This is a genomic window from Aestuariibaculum sp. M13 (assembly GCF_024723255.1).
Classification (GTDB): domain Bacteria; phylum Bacteroidota; class Bacteroidia; order Flavobacteriales; family Flavobacteriaceae; genus Aestuariibaculum; species Aestuariibaculum lutulentum.
In genome coordinates this window covers 220626-238628 of the sequence record NZ_JANIAC010000005.1, presented here as the reverse complement: position 1 = coordinate 238628, position 18003 = coordinate 220626, and the positions used below count along the sequence as shown (strand labels likewise).

Genomic DNA, 18003 nt, shown 5'->3' with positions numbered 1-18003 from the left:
AAAAAACTAATATAGAAAATTCTTACTAAACAGATATAGTTATTAATTTCTTCAATAAAATTCACCGCCCAAACACCTACAAACCAACATCTTAAATCGTTAAAAAATATTAAATTTTACGCTTTTAATCGGATTATCAATACATTTTATCCTATATTTGCGAAAACCAACTGTTAGTAACCCATAACTTAACCCTAATGCGAAGATCTAAAGTCTTAGTAAAGTCTGCGTTTATCGTTCTGGCTATTTTTGCCCTAGCGCTAACTATATTTAAATACTCAACAACTCCTGAGACCGTAGTTGTTGAAAGTCCTGAATTACCTCAAAAACCGACCATAGATCCTGAAGTTTTAAAACAATATAAAGCCCAGCAAGAAGATTTAAAAACTGCGGTTGAATCCTATTTCGAGAGCGCCATAGCAAAAGGTGATATTATAGGAGCTGGAGTAAGTATTGTAAAAGGCGATTCCATTGTGGTTTCCGAAGGGTTTGGTAAACGAAATGCTAAATTAGAGGACAATATAAACAATGAAACCATATTTCGATTAGGGTCAATTTCTAAAGGCTTCGCCGGCATATTAGCGGCAAGTTTTGAAAACGAAGGACTTATTCATTGGGAAGATAAAGTAAGTGACTATATTCCAGGTTTTCAATTAGGAGACAAAAGTAATACTGAAAAAATAACCTTAGCAAATCTGCTATCACATACAGCAGGTACACCTTACCATAGCTTTACTGATTTGGTTGAAGCTGGTTTACCATTAACTGATATTGTAGGACACTTTAAAGAAATTACACCGGTGAGCGTTCCGGGTTCTATGTACAGTTATCAAAACGCCATGTTCGCGCTTTGCGGTGAAGTTATCCGCAGAGAAACCGGGCAGGATTTAGCGTCGGCATTAATGAATCGATTTTTCAAGCCACTTGACATGCATTCCACCTGTATGGATCACGAAACATTAACTCATGCAGAAAATGTAGCCTCGCCGCATATAAAAAGAACACACGGCTGGAAACCCATAAAACTTACCAATAAATATTATAACGCAATTGCGGCTGGAGGAATTAATGCCAGTGCTCTTGATATGGCGAAATGGATGCGTTTTCTATTAGGCCACAATCCTGAAATCATGGATAAATCAGCTTTACTAGACGCCTTTAATCCTTTTGTTGAAATTGGTGGACGTAGTAAATACTACCAACGCTGGCCGGGACATTTAAAATCTTATTACGGTTTTGGATGGCGTATTCATAAATATGCAGATGAAGACACTCACGAAGAAAAAACAATCCTTCATCATGGTGGTAGCGTGAATGATTTTAGAAACGAAATTGCATTATTTCCAGAAGACGATTTAGGCATTTGCGTGCTTTTAAATAGTCACTCAAAAATTGCTGCAAACGTTATACCTGAATTAAAAGAAATTATTAAACAGGTGTATAATCAACACAACACAGACCACTCAAAAGACATCGCAAGTTTATAATTCACAAATTCTCATTCTTAATTTTAAAATGATTTTTTCTTATCTTTAGAGAACTTACTCCAAAGACACCATTTTCCATTTCTTCTGCTTATTTAAACATCATAAATTAAAAAGTAAATCATGGAAAAGAAAAAAATTATAACTGTATTTGGCGCCACAGGTGCTCAAGGTGGCGGGCTTGTTAAAGCTATACTTGCAGATTCTAATTCTGAATTCTCGGTGCGCACAGTGACCAGAAATGTGAATTCTGAAAAAGCAAAAGCCCTGGAAGCTTTAGGAGCTGAAATCATTGAAGCGGATATTGATGACATAAAAAGTATAGAAAAATCCATCGAAGGAGCTTATGGTGCATACTTTGTAACCTTCTTCTGGGAACATTTTTCAGCCGAAAAAGAAATTGAGGAAGTAGAGAATTTTATAAAAGCCGCTAAAGATAGTAGTCTTCAACACATTGTTTGGTCTACCCTAGAAGACACGAGAAACTGGGTGCCTTTAAATGATGATCGCATGCCTACGTTGCAAGGCAAATACAAAGTTCCTCATTTCGATGGCAAAGGTGAAGCTGACAAACTTTTTTCTGAAGCAGGCTTACCTGTTACCTTTTTAAGAACATCCTTTTACTGGGATAATTTTATCTATTTTGGCATGGGGCCGCAAAAAGGAGAAGATGGCAATTATTACATTGCATTCCCTATGAATGATAAAACCCTTGCCGGAATAGCCGCCCAAGATATTGGAAAATGCGCCTATGGCATCTTCAAAAAAGGAAAAGAATTACTCCATAAAACCGTTGGTATTGTTGGCGAAAAATTAAGCGGAACCGACATGGCTGAAAAACTTTCAAAAGCTTTAAACATAAATGTTATTTACAACAACGTAAGCCCTGAGACCTATAGAAGTTTTGGTTTTCCTGGAGCCGACGATTTAGGTAATATGTTTCAGTTTAAAAGAGATTTTAACGACGACTTCAATAAAGTTCGAGACGAAGCCTTTTCATTAGAACTTAATCCCGAATTACAAAACTTCGATAAGTGGCTATCTCTTAATAGCTCTCGAATACCAATTGATTAATTAATACTAAAAAGGGGCTTCACAAATAATAGTTAACTCCTCTTTGGTTATTGGATGAACAAAAGTTAATTGCTCGGCATGTAAATGCAAGCGGTTTGTTTTAACACCGTACAAATCATCTCCAACTATAGGCGTTTTCAACCCTTTACTATGCGCAGCATGAACACGTAACTGATGTGTACGACCGGTTATCGGATAAAAATGAATTCTGGTCTTACCATTTTCAATAGCCTGAACCTCAAAATTGGTTACAGCAGGTTTACCATACTCGTAACACACTAATTGCTGCGGACGGTTATCTAAATCGACACGTAAAGGCAAATCTACCTGACCTGATTTTGTTTTAAGCTCGCCATCTAACAAAGCCACATAACGCTTCTTAACTGTGCGCTCAATAAATTGCTTCTGCAAATGCTTATGTATACGTTCGTTTTTAGCCACCAATAACAACCCGGAAGTCGACATATCTAAACGATGTACCAATAGCGGACCTTTGGCCTTTGGTAAATAGGCTTTCATTTTAGTTAATACAGACTCACTAAAGGTTTTCCCTGGCACCGATAAAAACTCATGTGGTTTATTAACTAATAACAAGTAATCATCTTCGTAAACTATTTCTAAATCCGCCTCAAAGCTTATACCCTGCTCTATTGGATTTTCATCAACCTGCAAACCTTGCATCATGTGTCCTAAAATAGGTTCACATTTACTTCGGCAAGACGGATAAAACTGTTTATGCTTACGTACTTCCGATTTTGGTGAAGCACCCCACCAAAATTCAGCCATTACAATAGGCTTAAAATCATTTTCGTAGGCATATTGAAATAATTTTGGCGCTGCACACTCTCCAGAACCTGCCGGTGGAATTGGTGAGTTCGTATCTTTAAAAATATCCAGTAAATCTTTAGTTGCTCCTTCAGCATTTAAAAACTGATATTGCTCATGAATACGTTTCTGTAAGTCTGAAGATTGTGAAGCTCTTTTATTTTTTAAATCAGTTATCGGCTTTAAAAGACAGTTAAGCGCTTCTTCGGCTTCCTTTATTTTTTGTTCCCATTCAAATTTCAAATATTTCAATCGTAACTGGTAACCTATACTCTGCTCCTTTAACTCATTAAAAAGTTCCTGAAAAGCGTCATCACTTAAAACAGGTTTAGCTTCATCGCGCCTTTTATTGCGTTTCTTTTTTTCTGCTTTCATCAGCGTTTTAAACGCTTCAATTTCAGCTTCAGCTAATTTCTTATTTTCACTTAAAGCATCTTGAGCATCTTTAAGTTCTGGAGCTGCTTCCAAGGTTTCTATTTGCCGATTAAAAGCATTTAATTCAGCTTCGCCTTTCTTATAAAAACCATCAGTATTAAGAGTGTTATAAATAGGCGGCACAAACCCGGCGAGGTAATTATTATCTGATAATTTCCCTGAAAAAGCAGCGAGATAACCTAAATCTCCCTTTTCATTTTTAACCACCATAACACCAAACATTTTGCCTATAACCAAACCTTCCATTTCTGGATCAAGTCCGAAATTATGAAGAAAGTCCGTTTGCGACTCCAGATAAGTTTGTAAATCTTTTGCTGCCTCAATACATAACGGATGCGGCTCATAGTAAAATGGAAACGTAAATTTTTCAGGTAACGCTACTGTTTTACTTAAGTTTAAAGTATGAAATCGGGAATCGGAAAAATGAGTCATATCGGCTTGTAAAAATCGCTGCAAAGATATAAAGATTAAACACTTCAATTTTAATGGTAAGAAGCTTTTAAGAGTCTAAATAATTTCCAGAAGAAATTAATCGCAAGTTTAAAACAGACTTATTATACAAATACACCCAGGTTTTTACGGTATGACCTGCTTCCAGAAACGCTTCGACAACCACACGTTTAAACAGCCCTTTTTCGGTTTCAAGAGATTCTATACCTTCGTAATCATCTAATATGCTGAACACCTTTTCGGCTTCCGAAATCTCATAAATCTTTCCATAAACCTTATCCTGCAGTGTATCGCTTAAAACAGCTCCCGGAAATTCCTCGACGTCGTATAATTTACCACAAAAAAAACCTCTCCCTACAAATTCTGAATGTTTGCTTAAAAACTCAGACATGTCGTTTTTACTATCTTCCAATAAAGTTCCGTAAACAAATAAGTACGTTGTACGCGTATTATACATGTTTTATAAATCGTATTTTTAAATATATTTCTCTAAATCTAAGTCGTTAATTCCTCCATGGCTATTATGTATTTTAACCTCGCCATTTTTAATAACTAATAATTGAGGAGATTCGTGATAAACACCAAATTTTTGAGCGATTTGGTTTGATATTTCTCTGTAATTCAATAAATCGAGATAATATAAATCGGCCTGATCTTCTGAAACGCGATAATCCGATTCAAACTGATTTTTAACCATACGACTGATACCACATCGCGTAGAGTGTTTAAAAATAATTTGAGGTTTTTCCGATGATTTATTTTCAATATCATCAAGCTGCCCCAACGAATTTAAATCAATCCAGGGTAAAGTCTTAACCTCTTTTTGTTCCGACGAACTTTTTAAAAATTTATTAAATATTCCCATACATTTATTCTATTCTTTAGCATAAGTCGAATCTATTTTCAAACCTTACAACTGACTAATCGTCATCTAAAAACCAAACAAATAAGACATTTTGTCTCTCTGTTTGAGATGGTAAGATTATTGACTTATTGAAGGTGTAAAGAAACTAAATTTTAATGAATCGTTCCGGCGAAACACAAATAAAAGAACACTTATGAACTTAAATAATTATACCATTAAATCGCAAGAAGCCATACAACAGGCGCAGCAAATAGCGCAAGGCTTCGGTAATCAACAAATAGAAAACGAACACCTGTTTAAAGGCATTCTTGAAGTTGATGAAAATGTACTCCCATTCATTTTAAAAAAACTGAATGTAAATATTAGCATCTTAGAACAGGCATTAGACAAACAAATTGAAAGTTTCTCTAAAGTTACTGGCAGTGAATTAATGCTATCTCGTGAAGCGGGAAAAACACTCAATGAAGCCTCTATTATTGCTAAAAAGATGAAAGATGAATATGTTTCAATAGAACATTTAATCATCGCTATTTTTAAATCGAATAGTAAAATAGCCCAAATGCTAAAAGACCAAGGCGTTACCGAAAAAGCCTTGACTGCAAGTATTCAGGAATTACGTAAAGGCGAAAATGTAACTTCTCAAAGCCAAGAGGAAACCTATAACGTCTTGAATAAATATGCAAAAAATCTAAATCAGTTAGTTAAAGACGGCAAACTAGATCCGGTTATTGGTCGTGATGAAGAAATTCGTAGAATACTTCAAATTCTGTCACGCCGAACCAAAAACAACCCGATTCTGGTTGGTGAACCCGGAACTGGTAAAACAGCCATTGCCGAAGGTTTAGCACACAGAATTGTGGACGGCGACATTCCTGAAAACCTAAAAGACAAACAAATTTTCGCTCTGGATATGGGTGCTTTAATAGCAGGCGCCAAATACAAAGGCGAATTTGAAGAACGCTTAAAAGCCGTTGTTAAAGAAGTAACAACCAGCGAAGGTGATATTGTATTATTTATCGATGAGATTCACACTCTTGTTGGTGCTGGTGGTGGTCAAGGCGCTATGGATGCCGCAAACATCTTAAAACCAGCCTTAGCACGTGGTGAACTGCGCGCCATAGGTGCCACTACTTTAGACGAGTATCAAAAATACTTTGAAAAAGATAAAGCCTTAGAGCGACGTTTCCAAAAAGTAATGGTTGATGAACCCGATACTGAAAGCGCCATCTCGATTTTACGCGGTATTAAAGAAAAATATGAAACTCACCATAAAGTTCGTATTAAAGACGAAGCCATTATTGGTGCTGTAGAATTATCTCAACGCTACATCACTAATCGATTCTTACCAGACAAAGCTATAGACTTAATGGATGAGGCGGCTTCAAAATTACGTATGGAAATTAACTCGAAACCAGAAGAACTTGATGTTTTAGACAGAAAGATTATGCAATTGGAAATCGAGATTGAAGCTATTAAACGCGAAAAAGACGAAGCTAAATTAAAAGCCTTACAGGCCGATTTAGCAAATATTAAAGAACAACGTAACGAGATTAACGCGAAGTGGAAAAGTGAAAAAGAAGTTGTAGATAATATTCAAAACACAAAACAGGATATTGAAAACTATAAACTGGAAGCCGAACGTGCTGAGCGTGATGGTGACTATGGCAAAGTAGCCGAATTGCGTTATGGTAAAATAAAAGAAGCTCAGGAGCAATTAGAAGACTACCAAAAACAATTGAAAGCACAGTCTGAAAACTCTTTAATTAAAGAAGAAGTTACTTATGATGATATTGCCGAAGTTGTTGCGAAATGGACAGGTATCCCTGTTACTAAAATGCTTCAAAGCGAACGCGAAAAGCTCTTAAAACTTGAAGACGAATTACATAAACGCGTAGTTGGTCAAGAAGAAGCCATTGAAGCTGTGAGTGATGCCGTTCGCAGAAGTCGTGCAGGGTTGCAAAATCCTAAAAAGCCAATTGGAACCTTCTTATTCTTAGGAACAACAGGAGTTGGTAAAACCGAATTAGCAAAAGCTTTGGCTGAATATCTGTTTGATGACGAAAACGCCATGACCCGTATCGATATGAGCGAATATCAGGAACGCCACGCAGTAAGTCGTTTAGTTGGTGCGCCTCCAGGATATGTTGGTTACGACGAAGGTGGTCAGTTAACCGAAGCCGTAAGACGCAAACCGTATTCTGTTGTGTTATTAGATGAAATCGAAAAAGCGCATCCGGACACCTTCAACATCTTATTACAGGTATTGGATGAAGGTCACTTAACAGATAACAAAGGACGTGTAGCTGACTTTAAAAACACTATTATTATTATGACATCAAATATTGGTAGTCAAATAATCCAAGACCGTTTTGAAGCTACTAAAGACCTTGATTCTGCAATTGAATCAGCTAAAGTTGACGTGCTTGCTTTATTAAAACAAAGTGTGAGACCAGAGTTTTTAAACCGTATAGACGACACCATTATGTTTACACCTCTATCTAAGGAAAACATTAAGGATATTGTAGGCTTACAACTAAAGAGCATCACTAAAATGATTAACAAACAAGGCATCACTTTTGATGCCACTCTGGAAGCGATTGATTATTTAGCCGAAAAAGGATACAATCCTGAATATGGCGCTAGACCTGTAAAACGTGTTATTCAAAAAGAAGTTTTAAATGCTTTAAGTAAAGAAATACTCGCAGGAACGGTAAATACCGACAGTATTATTTTATTGGATGCTTTTGATGACAAACTTGTATTTAGAAATCAAAGTGATTTGGTTTCACAAGAAGTCTAACTCCAAACTTATTAATTAAAAACAAAAGGTTACCAAAAGGTAACCTTTTGTTTTATACATAAACCACAACTCCACAAATAAACACCAAATATCACTAAATCAAATAATTACAAACAAAATAAAGACAAAATACAAATAAATCAGTTGTTTTTTCTTTCATTATAAATTTAAATTTTATAATTTAACATAGCACCAATTACAATAATCTAAAAACTATACTGTTAATAAAATGAGCCTAAAACAATAAAAAAACGTTAGTTAAAATTAGTTAAATTTGCCCCCAAACGTAGTCCCCAAAACTACACTACTCGTATATAAAACGAGAATTAATAGCATTTAAAACCTACTCATCCCTATGAATATATCTAAGCATATAGAATATACTCTTTTAAAACCTACAACAACAGAACGCGAAATTATCGACCTTTGTTACGAGGCTATTCAAAATGATTTTTACGGCGTTTGCATTAACAGCTCTTACGTAGCTTTAGCAAGTCAACTACTTGAAAACTCTCCTACCAAAGTCTGTTCGGTTGTCGGATTCCCATTTGGCGCTATGTCTACCGAAGCTAAAGTTTTTGAAGCAAAAAAAGCTATTGAGGACGGTGCTGAAGAAATTGAAATGGTTATTAATTTAGGCTTCTTAAAAAGCAAAAATTACGTTTCTGTTTTAAAAGACATCAGCGACGTTAAAATGGCAATTGGAAATACAACACTTAAGGTTATTTTAGAGATTTCAGAATTAAATAAAAATGAAATTATTAAGGCTTGTGAAATCTGTTTAGATGCCAATGTCGATTTCATTAAAACATCCAGTGGGTTTTCAAAAGGTGGCGCCACATTAACCGCAACAAAAATTATTAAGAAAACCATAAAAGATGCTGCAAAAATAACGGCGTCCGGCGATATTGAAGATCTTGAGACCAGCATGAAATATCTGGAAGTAGGTGTGCACCGTATTGGCTTTAACGCACTTCTTAATAAAAAAAACAAAAAAGCAAGACCTATCTTATAGTCTAAGTTAGCTTATAAAAAATCACCTTTAAGTTTAGTAAATATTAATACCTTTGTTGCGTTAATTTTTTTACACGTAAATTGTATTATATTTACTAAACTTATTTACTTACACCTCTTTAAGTATAACCGCAATTATTATGACACACCTAAGCAGTTATATAGACCACACTCTTTTAAAGCCTACAGCTACCGAAGCTGAGATTATAAAGTTATGTGAAGAAGCAAAGAAATTCAGATTTTTCTCGGTGTGCACCAATAGTTACTTTACTTCATTAGCCAAAGAACACACCAAAAACAGCAATGTAAAGGTTTGTACTGTCGTTGGATTTCCATTAGGTGCCATGAGTACCGAAGCCAAAATTTACGAAACCATACAAGCCCTAAAAGATGGTACCGATGAAATTGACATGGTCATTAATTTAGGTTTACTAAAAGCCAAAGATTATACAGGTGTGGTTAGAGATATTGCTTCGGTTAAAAACCGACTACCAAATCAGGTTTTAAAAGTTATTATTGAAACCTGCTACTTAACTGATGATGAAATCATAAAAGCGTGCGAGCTAACCATTCAAGCAGGTGCCGATTTTATAAAAACCTCTACAGGATTTGGTCCGCATGGCGCAACACTTGAACATGTAAAACTTATGAAATCTACAGCAAACGGTCGTGCAAAAATTAAAGCTTCAGGTGGCATAAAAGATTTTAAAACCGCCATAGAATATATTAAACTTGGAGTCGATCGCATAGGAACATCGGCAGGCATTACTATTGTTACTGGAAAGTAATTATTTTTATTATTCCAATAATCGAAACTGAATCATATCTCCTGTAAACTTTTGCGCTAAAATATTGATCGACGATTCTTTTAGTTGAAACACTCTTGGATATCCTCCTGTAGTCTGACAATCTCGCATTAAAACAATCAACTGCCCCGAAGGTGTTAATTGCACGGTGCCTGGCAATACAGGAGATGTTATAATCGGTTTTAAAGCATTCTCTAAGCGCTCTTCTAACTGATACGCCATGCGACTATTATTTTTTGAAACTGAAAATATATTTGAAGTCAAAAACTCTTGCTGTTCCTGGGTTAATAAATCAAATTCCGGCCCCTTAAGCACCTCTATGAAATGACTTTTAAAAACATCATCTTTAACTTTAATTAAGGAGTGTTTATTCATTGAAAACAAAGTTTTTACATTAATTTCAATAATATCATTTTTCAATAAAACATTTTGCTTTGTAATCCCTTTATACATACTTCGGCTTCCCAGCACCTCCTTAGAAAGAAATCCACCTAAAACACCAAGATAACCCCGAATGCCTTTTTCGAATTTCCCAAAAGAGAGCACATCCCCCTCGTGTATTTCAATAGGTTTATTTTGTTCAACCAGCCTATCATTAACCTTAGGATTCATATGTGCTCCTGCAACGCAAATAAACGTATTACATTCAAACTGAAGCGTTGGCCCCGTCATCGTCATTTCAATAACCGCTAAATCAGGTGCATTTCCTAAAACCACATTTGCCAAACCTGCCGAATAGCGATCCATGACTCCTGAATACGGCACACCATATTGCTGACAATTGAATCTTCCAAAGTCCTGAATACTAGTATAAAAACCAGGTTTTAAAACTTTAACCATAAACCTCCTTACTTTCTACTTGATACAACCCGGCTTCAACCAATGCCTTTATGCCATTATACTCTTCAAGAGATACCGGTTTGAATTTTATTTTATCTCCTGGCTTAACAAAACACGGTAATTTCTTATCTATATCAAACAAAGATACAGGCGTGTTCCCGATAATATTCCAGCCACCAGGACTTGCCATTGGATAAATTCCAGTTTGATTCCCTCCAATAGCCACGGCTCCTTTTTCAACTTGTAATCGTGGGGTTGATTTTCGAGGCGTATTCAGCCTTTCATTCAGGCCTCCTAAATATAAAAATCCAGGTAAAAAACCGATAAAATAAGTTGTATAAATCGATTCGGAATGCAGCTGAATAATTTCGGATTTAGACATCTTTTTTTGCTCAGCCAACTCCTCTAAATCCAGCCCTAAAACATCATCGTAACACACAGGAATTACCCATTGCCTAAAACTTAATTCTTCAGCCTCACCTTTCTTATCATAGATTTTCTTTATAGTTGATATTTCAGGTTTTAAATTTTCAATACAAAAATCATAAATAACTAATAATGAGCAATATGATTGCTTAATCTCAAGTATTTGTTTAAGATTAAATTTTTCAATTTTCAACTTAAAACTAAGCACATCTTTTAAAATATTCTCGCTTATTTCCTGTGGCCATTCTATCAGAACAGCACGTTCACCATAGAGTTTATACGATAGATTATACTTCATAAACCTAATAAACTTTCACTCCTTTTTCTCCCAACTTTTTCCAAAGATTTTCAACCAGTTTTATGGCTTCAACATTATCTCCATGTACACAAATGGTATCTACCCGAATCGGCACTTTAATACCATCTAAAGTTTTAACTTCTCGCATAGAAATCATCCTGTAAACATGCTCAAACATCTCATCTATATCATGAATTAAAGCTTCCTTTTTCGTCCTGGAAACTAAAGACAAATCATCATTATAATTTCTATCTGCGAACACTTCATAAACAATCGGGATATTATTCTGAACCGCTAAATCTGCTATTACCGAACCGTACGGGACATACAACTGAACTGGCATAGCATAAGTTTTCACAACCTCAATAATTACCTCTGCTAACTTTTTATCGGCTGCAGCCATGTTATAAAGTGCTCCATGGGGTTTTATGTGATGCAAGTCTACCTGCTCTTCTTTTAAAACAACAAGCAAACTATCAATTTGATGCTTTATGGACGCAAACAATGCCGCACATGACATATCCATAGCTTGCCTGCCAAAATTTTCCTTATCGGGAAATGAAGGATGAGCCCCAACTTTCACCTGATGCTCTTTTGCTAATTTCACGACCTTGCTCATTGTTACTTCATCTCCTGCATGTCCGCCACAAGCAATGTTACAGGAAGACAAAAATGGCATTAACTGCGCCTCATTATCTATGCCCTCACCCACATCGGCATTAATATCCACATGAAATAATTCCATAGCCTTAGTTTTATTTTATAAAGAAAGAAGATTAAAACTAAGCAAATCTATTGAATATTCATTTCAACGACACTAGAGAAAACCAATAAAATTTCAGATAAAAATTACCCTAACCAACCTTCCCGGTCCAAACTACGATACTGAATAGCTTCACTTATATGAGATCCGTTCACCTCTTCAGAAGCTTCCAAATCGGCAATTGTTCTAGCCACCTTTAAAATTCTGTCATAAGCTCTGGCCGATAAATTTAATCGCTCCATCGCTGTTTTGAGTAACATCTTTGAAGCTTCATCCAACACACAATATTTTCGAATTTGTTTCGTATTCATCTGAGCATTATAATGAACCGAATCTAATTCTAAAAATCGTCTGGTTTGAATCGCTCTGGCCTCGGTTACCCGTTTCCTGATATCTACCGAAGATTCACTTTTTCGATCTTCTGAAAGCTTTTCAAATGGTACCGGAGTGACTTCTATATGAATATCGATACGATCTAACAATGGCCCTGAAATTTTACTTAAATACCGTTGCATTTCAGCCGGACTTGACATTACCGGCGCATCCGGATCGTTAAAATATCCGCCCGGACTTGGATTCATACTGGCTACCAACATAAACGATGACGGATAGGTTACCGTAAATTTCGCTCTTGAAATTGTAACTTCCCGATCTTCCAGAGGCTGACGTAACACCTCTAAAACACTGCGTTTAAATTCAGGTAATTCATCTAAAAACAACACACCATTATGCGACAGCGATATTTCTCCCGGTTGCGGAAAAGCTCCACCTCCAACCAGCGCAACATCGCTAATTGTGTGATGAGGACTTCGAAACGGACGCTGCGCCATCAATCCACTATCTTTTACACGACCAACAACCGAATGTATTTTTGTAGTTTCTAAAGCCTCATGCAATGTCATAGGTGGCAAAATACTTGGTAAACGTTTCGCTAACATGGTTTTTCCTGCTCCCGGCGGACCAATTAAAATAATATTATGCCCTCCGGCAGCTGCAATTTCCATACAGCGCTTAATCCCTTCCTGTCCTTTAACATCGCTAAAATCGAATTCCGGGAATTCTAAGTTTTTATAAAACTCATCTCGAGTATTGATTATGGTTTGCTCAAGGGGCTCACCTTTATCAAAATAATCAATGACCTGTTTGATATTATCTACCCCATACACTTCCAAATTATCAACTATGGCAGCTTCTTTAGCATTTTGGCTAGGCAGAATAAAACCTTTAAAACCTTCTTCGCGCGCTTTAACCGCAATAGGCAAAGCTCCTTTTATCGGCTGCAAACTTCCATCTAATGAAAGTTCTCCCATAATTAAATACTTTTCTAAATTTTCTGCTTTAATTTGTTTGGATGCTGCTAAAATACCAATAGCCAAAGTTAAATCGTAGGCACTACCTTCTTTACGCAAATCGGCAGGCGCCATGTTGATGGTGATTTTCTTTCCGGGAATTTTATAGCCGTTATTCTGCAATGCAGCCGCAATGCGATAATTACTTTCTTTTATTGCATTATCCGGCAACCCTACCAAATGATAGCCAATACCTGAATCAACATTAACCTCTACAGTGATTGTTGTGGCTTCGACACCAAAAACGGCACTTCCAAATACTTTTTTCAGCATCTATGACAATTTTCTCTTACAAATGTAAGAAAATATTATAAAAACTATTTAACAGCTTTTTAATTTCTTAACAAAAGAATACAGTAACCGATATACAAATTAAACATTTCAATTCTTTACAAATATTGTAAGATTATAACTATTTTAGTTTAATATAACCTTTAAAACCAAGACATAATTAATGCTTCAATCTTATTTAAACTTATCTATTAATATACTTTTATTATTAAATTCAGAAAAAATAGACTTATCCGTTTTAATATCATTTCTTTCTATTATTTTGATAACAATACTATCCCTATTAACATTAAGCTTATACAAAAACAACAATATTAGACTTGAAACAAACAATAGGTTGCATCAAAAAAATGGTGAATTAATTATTGCTAAAGAAAAAGCTGAATTAGAAGCTACCGAAGCAAATAAACAGTTAAAAAAATATACACTAATAAAAATAGACAAACACCTAAAAACTGCTATCAACCAATATCTTTCATTTTTCTCAACTTTTGTAGAAGAAAGTAAAAAAGTATCTATAAAAATGCATACAATGGATAGCGAAGATGGTCTTCAAATATCATTTGATATACCTGAACAATTAGATAAAAACACATTACAAGAATGGTTTGACGATTACTTAAAGTATCTGTACTCAAATAAAAATGAAATTAATGTAAAAACAGCCGCAGGTGTCACAACAGAAGAAACTGATATTTTAATATTAAAATTAAAAAGTCAAATTAATCATTACAAGAGACAACTTGACATATTAAAAATTGAAAATAGCTATTTACAAGATAATTCAGAATTCATTAAAGATATAGTTAAATTATTAAGTTCAAAAAGTAATCAGATTTTTATTTCATCACCAAATAATCAAATTCACAAACAAAACAACTACTCAAATCAAAGTCAATTTATTGGCTCTACCATTAATACAGATTATTTTACTATTTCAAATATTGATGAAGAAATAATGAACTTAATAAAAGAATCATCCATTGGTATTTCAAACCAAACAGAACTTCTAAATTCAATTAAAATTACAAAAGATGATTCCTTACCTGAAGAAAAAAGAAGAAAACATGGTAGATTGGTAAGAAAATTCTTAGAAACATCTGTTTCAGAATCCGCAAAAGAAATATTGAAATTCGTGATAGCAAATAGTGATTCTTGGTTAAAATACATTTCCAATCTTTAAAACAAAAAAAATCCCGCATAAAAGCGGGATTCCGTTAGAGTCAATAAAAATTATTCTCTCAATTTATATAGACACTTTTTAATTAGTTTAAAAATTTAGGTTTAAGCACTAACATAGCCCAAGCCCAGTTTTGTCCATCGGCAGCCGCATCCTCAGACACACCTTTCAACTCATACATACCATCTGCTGCAAACATTTGTGAATACCCCATAACTAAGGCATAACCTTTAAATTTCTTAGTAAATACCAAATCTATTTCTGTTCCTAAGGCTTTATCTCCGCTTGGTAAATCCTGCTCTCCACTAAAGTTTAAAGCTTTAACCAATAAACTTGAAGTTTCACTTAAGGTGAAGTTCGCACTAACATGCACATCGAATAACCCTACTGAATTCGCATGATTTCCTACGTAGAAATAATCCATAAATCCATTGAATTTATGATTGGTTCCGTATAACGGGAAGAACGCTCCGGTTTCTCCAGCATCTCCATCATTTCCACTGATGATTTCAAGACCCGCGCCTAAACCAACTTTAGAAGAAGCTTTAAAACTTAAATCAAGTCCTACTAAATAAGCTCCTTTTACATCAACCTCTCCTTGTCTTTGTCCAGTTTGAAGAAATGCATTCGCAGCCACTCCAAAACCTCCGGCTTTATAATCTAAATGTGCTCCAAAGGTTTGTAAATTACTTGTTCCGTCTGGTGCATCGGTATCATCAAATTCCTGAAAACCATTATTCATAAATAATAAGCTTCCTGATAGTTTTTCCCAAGCCTGACTTAAATGCGCCATCTGCATGGTCTTATAAGAAAAGAAACCTGTAGTATTATAAGCTGTACTGGTATTCACAAACCCAGCTGGATTTGAATAATCCTGATTGAAAGCAAAAGCTACATCCAATGCAAATTTTTCCTTTTTATATTTCAACAAAGCAGCATCGTGATTACGTCCCTGCTGTGCCCAATCCAGACCTCCTAAAATCCTTTGGTCGTCGTAAGACAATACCTGACGTCCTAATTTTGTTGACCATCCAGAACCTAATTTAAATTCTGCCCAAGCCTGAAATACAGCAAACGAGTTATTTTGATCGTAAGGTAAAATTTGTCTGTTTTCACCCCACACCATAACATCTTGCAGACTCAGATAAAATGTGTAAGCTTCAGAAGAGAATCCTGCATTTAAGCGTGCTCTGGTAGAAATTCCAAAACCAGCATCGGCATCATCTGCAATTAAACTCCCAAAACCATGTCGATATTCTGCCCTTGGTCGGAATTCGCCATCTAAAGTAAATTGCGCATGTACGAATTGCAAGCATCCTAATATTAGCCCTAGAATTACATATTGTTTTTTCATGTGTTCGTTTTTAAGTTAAAAATTGGTTAGTTTGTTTTTATTTGGTTTGTTTTTTTATGTTTTTAATGCTCTAAGAAATCAATAAGATGTTTTCTGTATTTATAATAATCGTCGTGCTCTAAAACTGCTTTTCGGGTTCTTGGACGTTCAAAATCTATATTTAAAATATCCCCGATTTTTGCTTTAGGACCACTGGTCATCATCACCACACGATCTGCTAAAAAGATTGCTTCGTCCACATCATGCGTAATCATCACCGCTGTAATTTTTTCTTTATTCCAGATTTCAATAAGAATATCCTGAAGTTCGCCACGTGTTAAAGAATCTAACATCCCGAAAGGCTCATCCAAAAGCAACACTTTGGGTTTTATCGCGAAAGCTCTAGCAATACCTACACGTTGCTGCATACCCTGAGATAAATCTGATGCTTTTTTATGAAAGGCATCTTCCAAACCTACTTTTTGTAAATAGTATTTAGCGATATCGGTGCGTTGTGATTTTGTAGCATGTGGAAATACCTGATTCACACCCAACATCACATTTTGCAATGAGGTCATCCAAGGCATTAAACTTGGTGCCTGAAAAATGACGCCTCGGTCCGGTCCCGGCCCTTTTATATGATGTCCTAATACCGAAATATTACCTCCTGAGATTTCATTTAAGCCTGCAATCATCGACAACATGGTAGTTTTACCACATCCTGAATGCCCGATAATGGTTACGAATTCTTCTTTCATAATCTGAAGATTTAAATCTTCAAGAACCACATAATCTCCTTTTGGAGTTGGATAAACTTTTTTCAAGTGTTTTAAATCCAACATCACATCTTCATGAAATGTAATACCGTTTTCGGTTACTATATCTGTATGTGCTGTATTTATAGTCATATTTTCCAAGTTTTAAAAGTGTCCGACAAAACTTTTCGGTGTTAAATCTGGTAATTCGTAAACTTCCTGATCTACAGATTTACGCTCATTTCCTATATCCATTAAGTATTCGATAATAGCATTTCTTGTTTCCTTAAAATTTGCATTATCATTAAGCTCGGTTTTATCACGCGGACGTTCAATATCAATTTTAAACTCTGGTCCTAAAGTCGCCTTTGGCCCCGGACGCAATGGAATAATGCGGTCTGCCATATAAATCCCTTCATCCACATCATTGGTGATTAATAAAGCGGTTCGCTTTTCTTTACCCCAGATGTTTAAAATTTCATCCTGAAGATTTCCTCGAGTTAAGGCATCTAAAGCCCCAAGTGGCTCATCCATAATAATCATTTCGGGTTTCATGGCTAACGCTCTTGCAACCGCCACACGCTGACGCATCCCCCCAGACAATTCTTTAGGTCTTTTATTTATCGCTGGCGTTAAATTCACCATCGCTACATACTCTGCAACAATCTCATGAAGTTCTTTTTTACTTTTCTTCGGAAAAGCCTCTTTTACAGCCATGTATATATTTTGACCAACAGTCAACCATGGCAACAGTGAGTAATTTTGAAAAATTACACCACGCTCATGACTTGTTCCTAAAACTGGTAAGCCTTTAAAAAGCACCTCACCTCTTGTTGGTTGTAATAAGCCATTTATCAAGTTTACTAAAGTTGTTTTACCACTCCCGGTAAACCCAACGATAGCTACAAATTCACCTTCTTCAATCGATAAATTGATATTTGAAAGCACCTCGGTTGCATGATCGCCTTGTCCGTAGGTTTTGTATACGCTATTTAGTTCTAAGTATGCCATTTTC

Annotated in this window: 16 protein-coding genes; 6 read left to right on the top strand and 10 right to left on the bottom strand. The window is 35.5% G+C overall.

The window, feature by feature from the left end; all coding sequences use genetic code 11:
* Positions 1–197 precede the first annotated feature (197 nt).
* A complete protein-coding gene (locus NO995_RS16475) occupies positions 198–1487 on the top strand; it encodes a serine hydrolase domain-containing protein (RefSeq protein ID WP_258228450.1) in 1290 nt (429 codons plus the stop codon).
* Positions 1488–1607: 120 nt separating this feature from the next.
* On the top strand, positions 1608–2558 hold the full coding sequence (locus tag NO995_RS16470; RefSeq protein WP_258228449.1) for an NmrA/HSCARG family protein: 951 nt from the start codon (positions 1608–1610) through the stop codon (positions 2556–2558).
* Between the two features lie 6 nt (positions 2559–2564).
* Here the strand turns inward: NO995_RS16470 and NO995_RS16465 are convergent, their stop codons facing one another.
* The 3 genes from NO995_RS16465 to ytxJ form a co-directional block, all read right to left on the bottom strand.
* Positions 2565–4250, bottom strand: coding sequence for an RluA family pseudouridine synthase (locus tag NO995_RS16465; protein ID WP_258228547.1), 1686 nt, complete (start codon positions 4248–4250; stop codon positions 2565–2567).
* Positions 4251–4317: 67 nt separating this feature from the next.
* Complete coding sequence (locus NO995_RS16460; RefSeq protein ID WP_258228448.1) at positions 4318–4725, bottom strand: gamma-glutamylcyclotransferase; 408 nt, start codon at positions 4723–4725, stop codon at positions 4318–4320.
* Between the two features lie 18 nt (positions 4726–4743).
* Positions 4744–5133, bottom strand: coding sequence for a bacillithiol system redox-active protein YtxJ (gene ytxJ, locus NO995_RS16455; protein WP_258228447.1), 390 nt, complete (start codon positions 5131–5133; stop codon positions 4744–4746).
* 193 nt (positions 5134–5326) lie between these two features.
* Here ytxJ and clpB point away from each other — a divergent pair, with 193 nt between their 5' ends.
* The 3 genes from clpB (at position 5327) to deoC (NO995_RS16440) (ending at position 9735) form a co-directional block, all read left to right on the top strand.
* A complete protein-coding gene (gene clpB, locus NO995_RS16450; RefSeq protein WP_258228446.1) occupies positions 5327–7933 on the top strand; it encodes an ATP-dependent chaperone ClpB in 2607 nt (868 codons plus the stop codon).
* A 355-nt stretch (positions 7934–8288) separates the two neighbouring features.
* Positions 8289–8948, top strand: a complete 660-nt coding sequence (gene deoC / locus NO995_RS16445; RefSeq protein ID WP_240573221.1) for a deoxyribose-phosphate aldolase — start codon at positions 8289–8291, stop codon at positions 8946–8948.
* Between the two features lie 139 nt (positions 8949–9087).
* A complete protein-coding gene (gene deoC, locus NO995_RS16440) occupies positions 9088–9735 on the top strand; it encodes a deoxyribose-phosphate aldolase (RefSeq protein ID WP_240573222.1) in 648 nt (215 codons plus the stop codon).
* A gap of 9 nt (positions 9736–9744) precedes the next feature.
* Here deoC (NO995_RS16440) and NO995_RS16435 read toward each other — a convergent pair whose 3' ends face one another.
* The 4 genes from NO995_RS16435 to NO995_RS16420 form a co-directional block, all read right to left on the bottom strand.
* A complete protein-coding gene (locus NO995_RS16435; protein WP_258228445.1) occupies positions 9745–10593 on the bottom strand; it encodes a biotin-dependent carboxyltransferase family protein in 849 nt (282 codons plus the stop codon).
* Positions 10586–11317: a 5-oxoprolinase subunit PxpB gene (gene pxpB / locus NO995_RS16430; RefSeq protein WP_258228444.1), complete on the bottom strand. Its 732-nt coding sequence runs from the start codon at positions 11315–11317 to the stop codon at positions 10586–10588. Before pxpB ends, NO995_RS16435 begins: the two co-directional genes overlap by 8 nt.
* A 4-nt stretch (positions 11318–11321) precedes the next feature.
* The gene (gene pxpA, locus NO995_RS16425) at positions 11322–12062 is read right to left on the bottom strand and encodes a 5-oxoprolinase subunit PxpA (protein ID WP_258228443.1); all 741 of its coding nucleotides are present in this window, start codon (positions 12060–12062) and stop codon (positions 11322–11324) included.
* A gap of 104 nt (positions 12063–12166) precedes the next feature.
* The gene (locus NO995_RS16420; protein WP_258228442.1) at positions 12167–13702 is read right to left on the bottom strand and encodes a YifB family Mg chelatase-like AAA ATPase; all 1536 of its coding nucleotides are present in this window, start codon (positions 13700–13702) and stop codon (positions 12167–12169) included.
* 181 nt (positions 13703–13883) lie between these two features.
* Between NO995_RS16420 and NO995_RS16415 the strand changes: the two genes are divergently transcribed.
* A complete protein-coding gene (locus NO995_RS16415) occupies positions 13884–14903 on the top strand; it encodes a hypothetical protein (protein WP_258228441.1) in 1020 nt (339 codons plus the stop codon).
* 82 nt (positions 14904–14985) lie between these two features.
* Here NO995_RS16415 and NO995_RS16410 read toward each other — a convergent pair whose 3' ends face one another.
* The 3 genes from NO995_RS16410 to NO995_RS16400 form a co-directional block, all read right to left on the bottom strand.
* The gene (locus tag NO995_RS16410) at positions 14986–16254 is read right to left on the bottom strand and encodes an alginate export family protein (protein ID WP_258228440.1); all 1269 of its coding nucleotides are present in this window, start codon (positions 16252–16254) and stop codon (positions 14986–14988) included.
* 62 nt (positions 16255–16316) lie between these two features.
* A complete protein-coding gene (locus NO995_RS16405; protein WP_258228439.1) occupies positions 16317–17141 on the bottom strand; it encodes an ABC transporter ATP-binding protein in 825 nt (274 codons plus the stop codon).
* A 12-nt stretch (positions 17142–17153) separates the two neighbouring features.
* Entirely contained in the window at positions 17154–17999 is an 846-nt protein-coding gene (locus NO995_RS16400) for an ABC transporter ATP-binding protein (RefSeq protein WP_258228438.1), read from the bottom strand.
* Positions 18000–18003 lie beyond the last annotated feature (4 nt).

Bases quoted from the DNA above. Each gene is read 5' to 3' on its own strand.
- NO995_RS16465 (WP_258228547.1), bottom strand. From the start codon at position 4,250: ATGACTCATTTTTCCGATTCCCGATTTCATACTTTAAACTTAAGTAAA.
- NO995_RS16405 (WP_258228439.1), bottom strand. From the start codon at position 17,141: ATGACTATAAATACAGCACATACAGATATAGTAACCGAAAACGGTATT.
- NO995_RS16460 (WP_258228448.1), bottom strand. From the start codon at position 4,725: ATGTATAATACGCGTACAACGTACTTATTTGTTTACGGAACTTTATTG.
- pxpB (WP_258228444.1), bottom strand. From the start codon at position 11,317: ATGAAGTATAATCTATCGTATAAACTCTATGGTGAACGTGCTGTTCTG.
- NO995_RS16415 (WP_258228441.1), top strand. From the start codon at position 13,884: ATGCTTCAATCTTATTTAAACTTATCTATTAATATACTTTTATTATTA.
- NO995_RS16420 (WP_258228442.1), bottom strand. From the start codon at position 13,702: ATGCTGAAAAAAGTATTTGGAAGTGCCGTTTTTGGTGTCGAAGCCACA.
- deoC (WP_240573221.1), top strand. From the start codon at position 8,289: ATGAATATATCTAAGCATATAGAATATACTCTTTTAAAACCTACAACA.
- NO995_RS16435 (WP_258228445.1), bottom strand. From the start codon at position 10,593: ATGGTTAAAGTTTTAAAACCTGGTTTTTATACTAGTATTCAGGACTTT.
- NO995_RS16470 (WP_258228449.1), top strand. From the start codon at position 1,608: ATGGAAAAGAAAAAAATTATAACTGTATTTGGCGCCACAGGTGCTCAA.
- pxpA (WP_258228443.1), bottom strand. From the start codon at position 12,062: ATGGAATTATTTCATGTGGATATTAATGCCGATGTGGGTGAGGGCATA.
- clpB (WP_258228446.1), top strand. From the start codon at position 5,327: ATGAACTTAAATAATTATACCATTAAATCGCAAGAAGCCATACAACAG.
- NO995_RS16475 (WP_258228450.1), top strand. From the start codon at position 198: ATGCGAAGATCTAAAGTCTTAGTAAAGTCTGCGTTTATCGTTCTGGCT.
- NO995_RS16410 (WP_258228440.1), bottom strand. From the start codon at position 16,254: ATGAAAAAACAATATGTAATTCTAGGGCTAATATTAGGATGCTTGCAA.
- NO995_RS16400 (WP_258228438.1), bottom strand. From the start codon at position 17,999: ATGGCATACTTAGAACTAAATAGCGTATACAAAACCTACGGACAAGGC.
- ytxJ (WP_258228447.1), bottom strand. From the start codon at position 5,133: ATGGGAATATTTAATAAATTTTTAAAAAGTTCGTCGGAACAAAAAGAG.
- deoC (WP_240573222.1), top strand. From the start codon at position 9,088: ATGACACACCTAAGCAGTTATATAGACCACACTCTTTTAAAGCCTACA.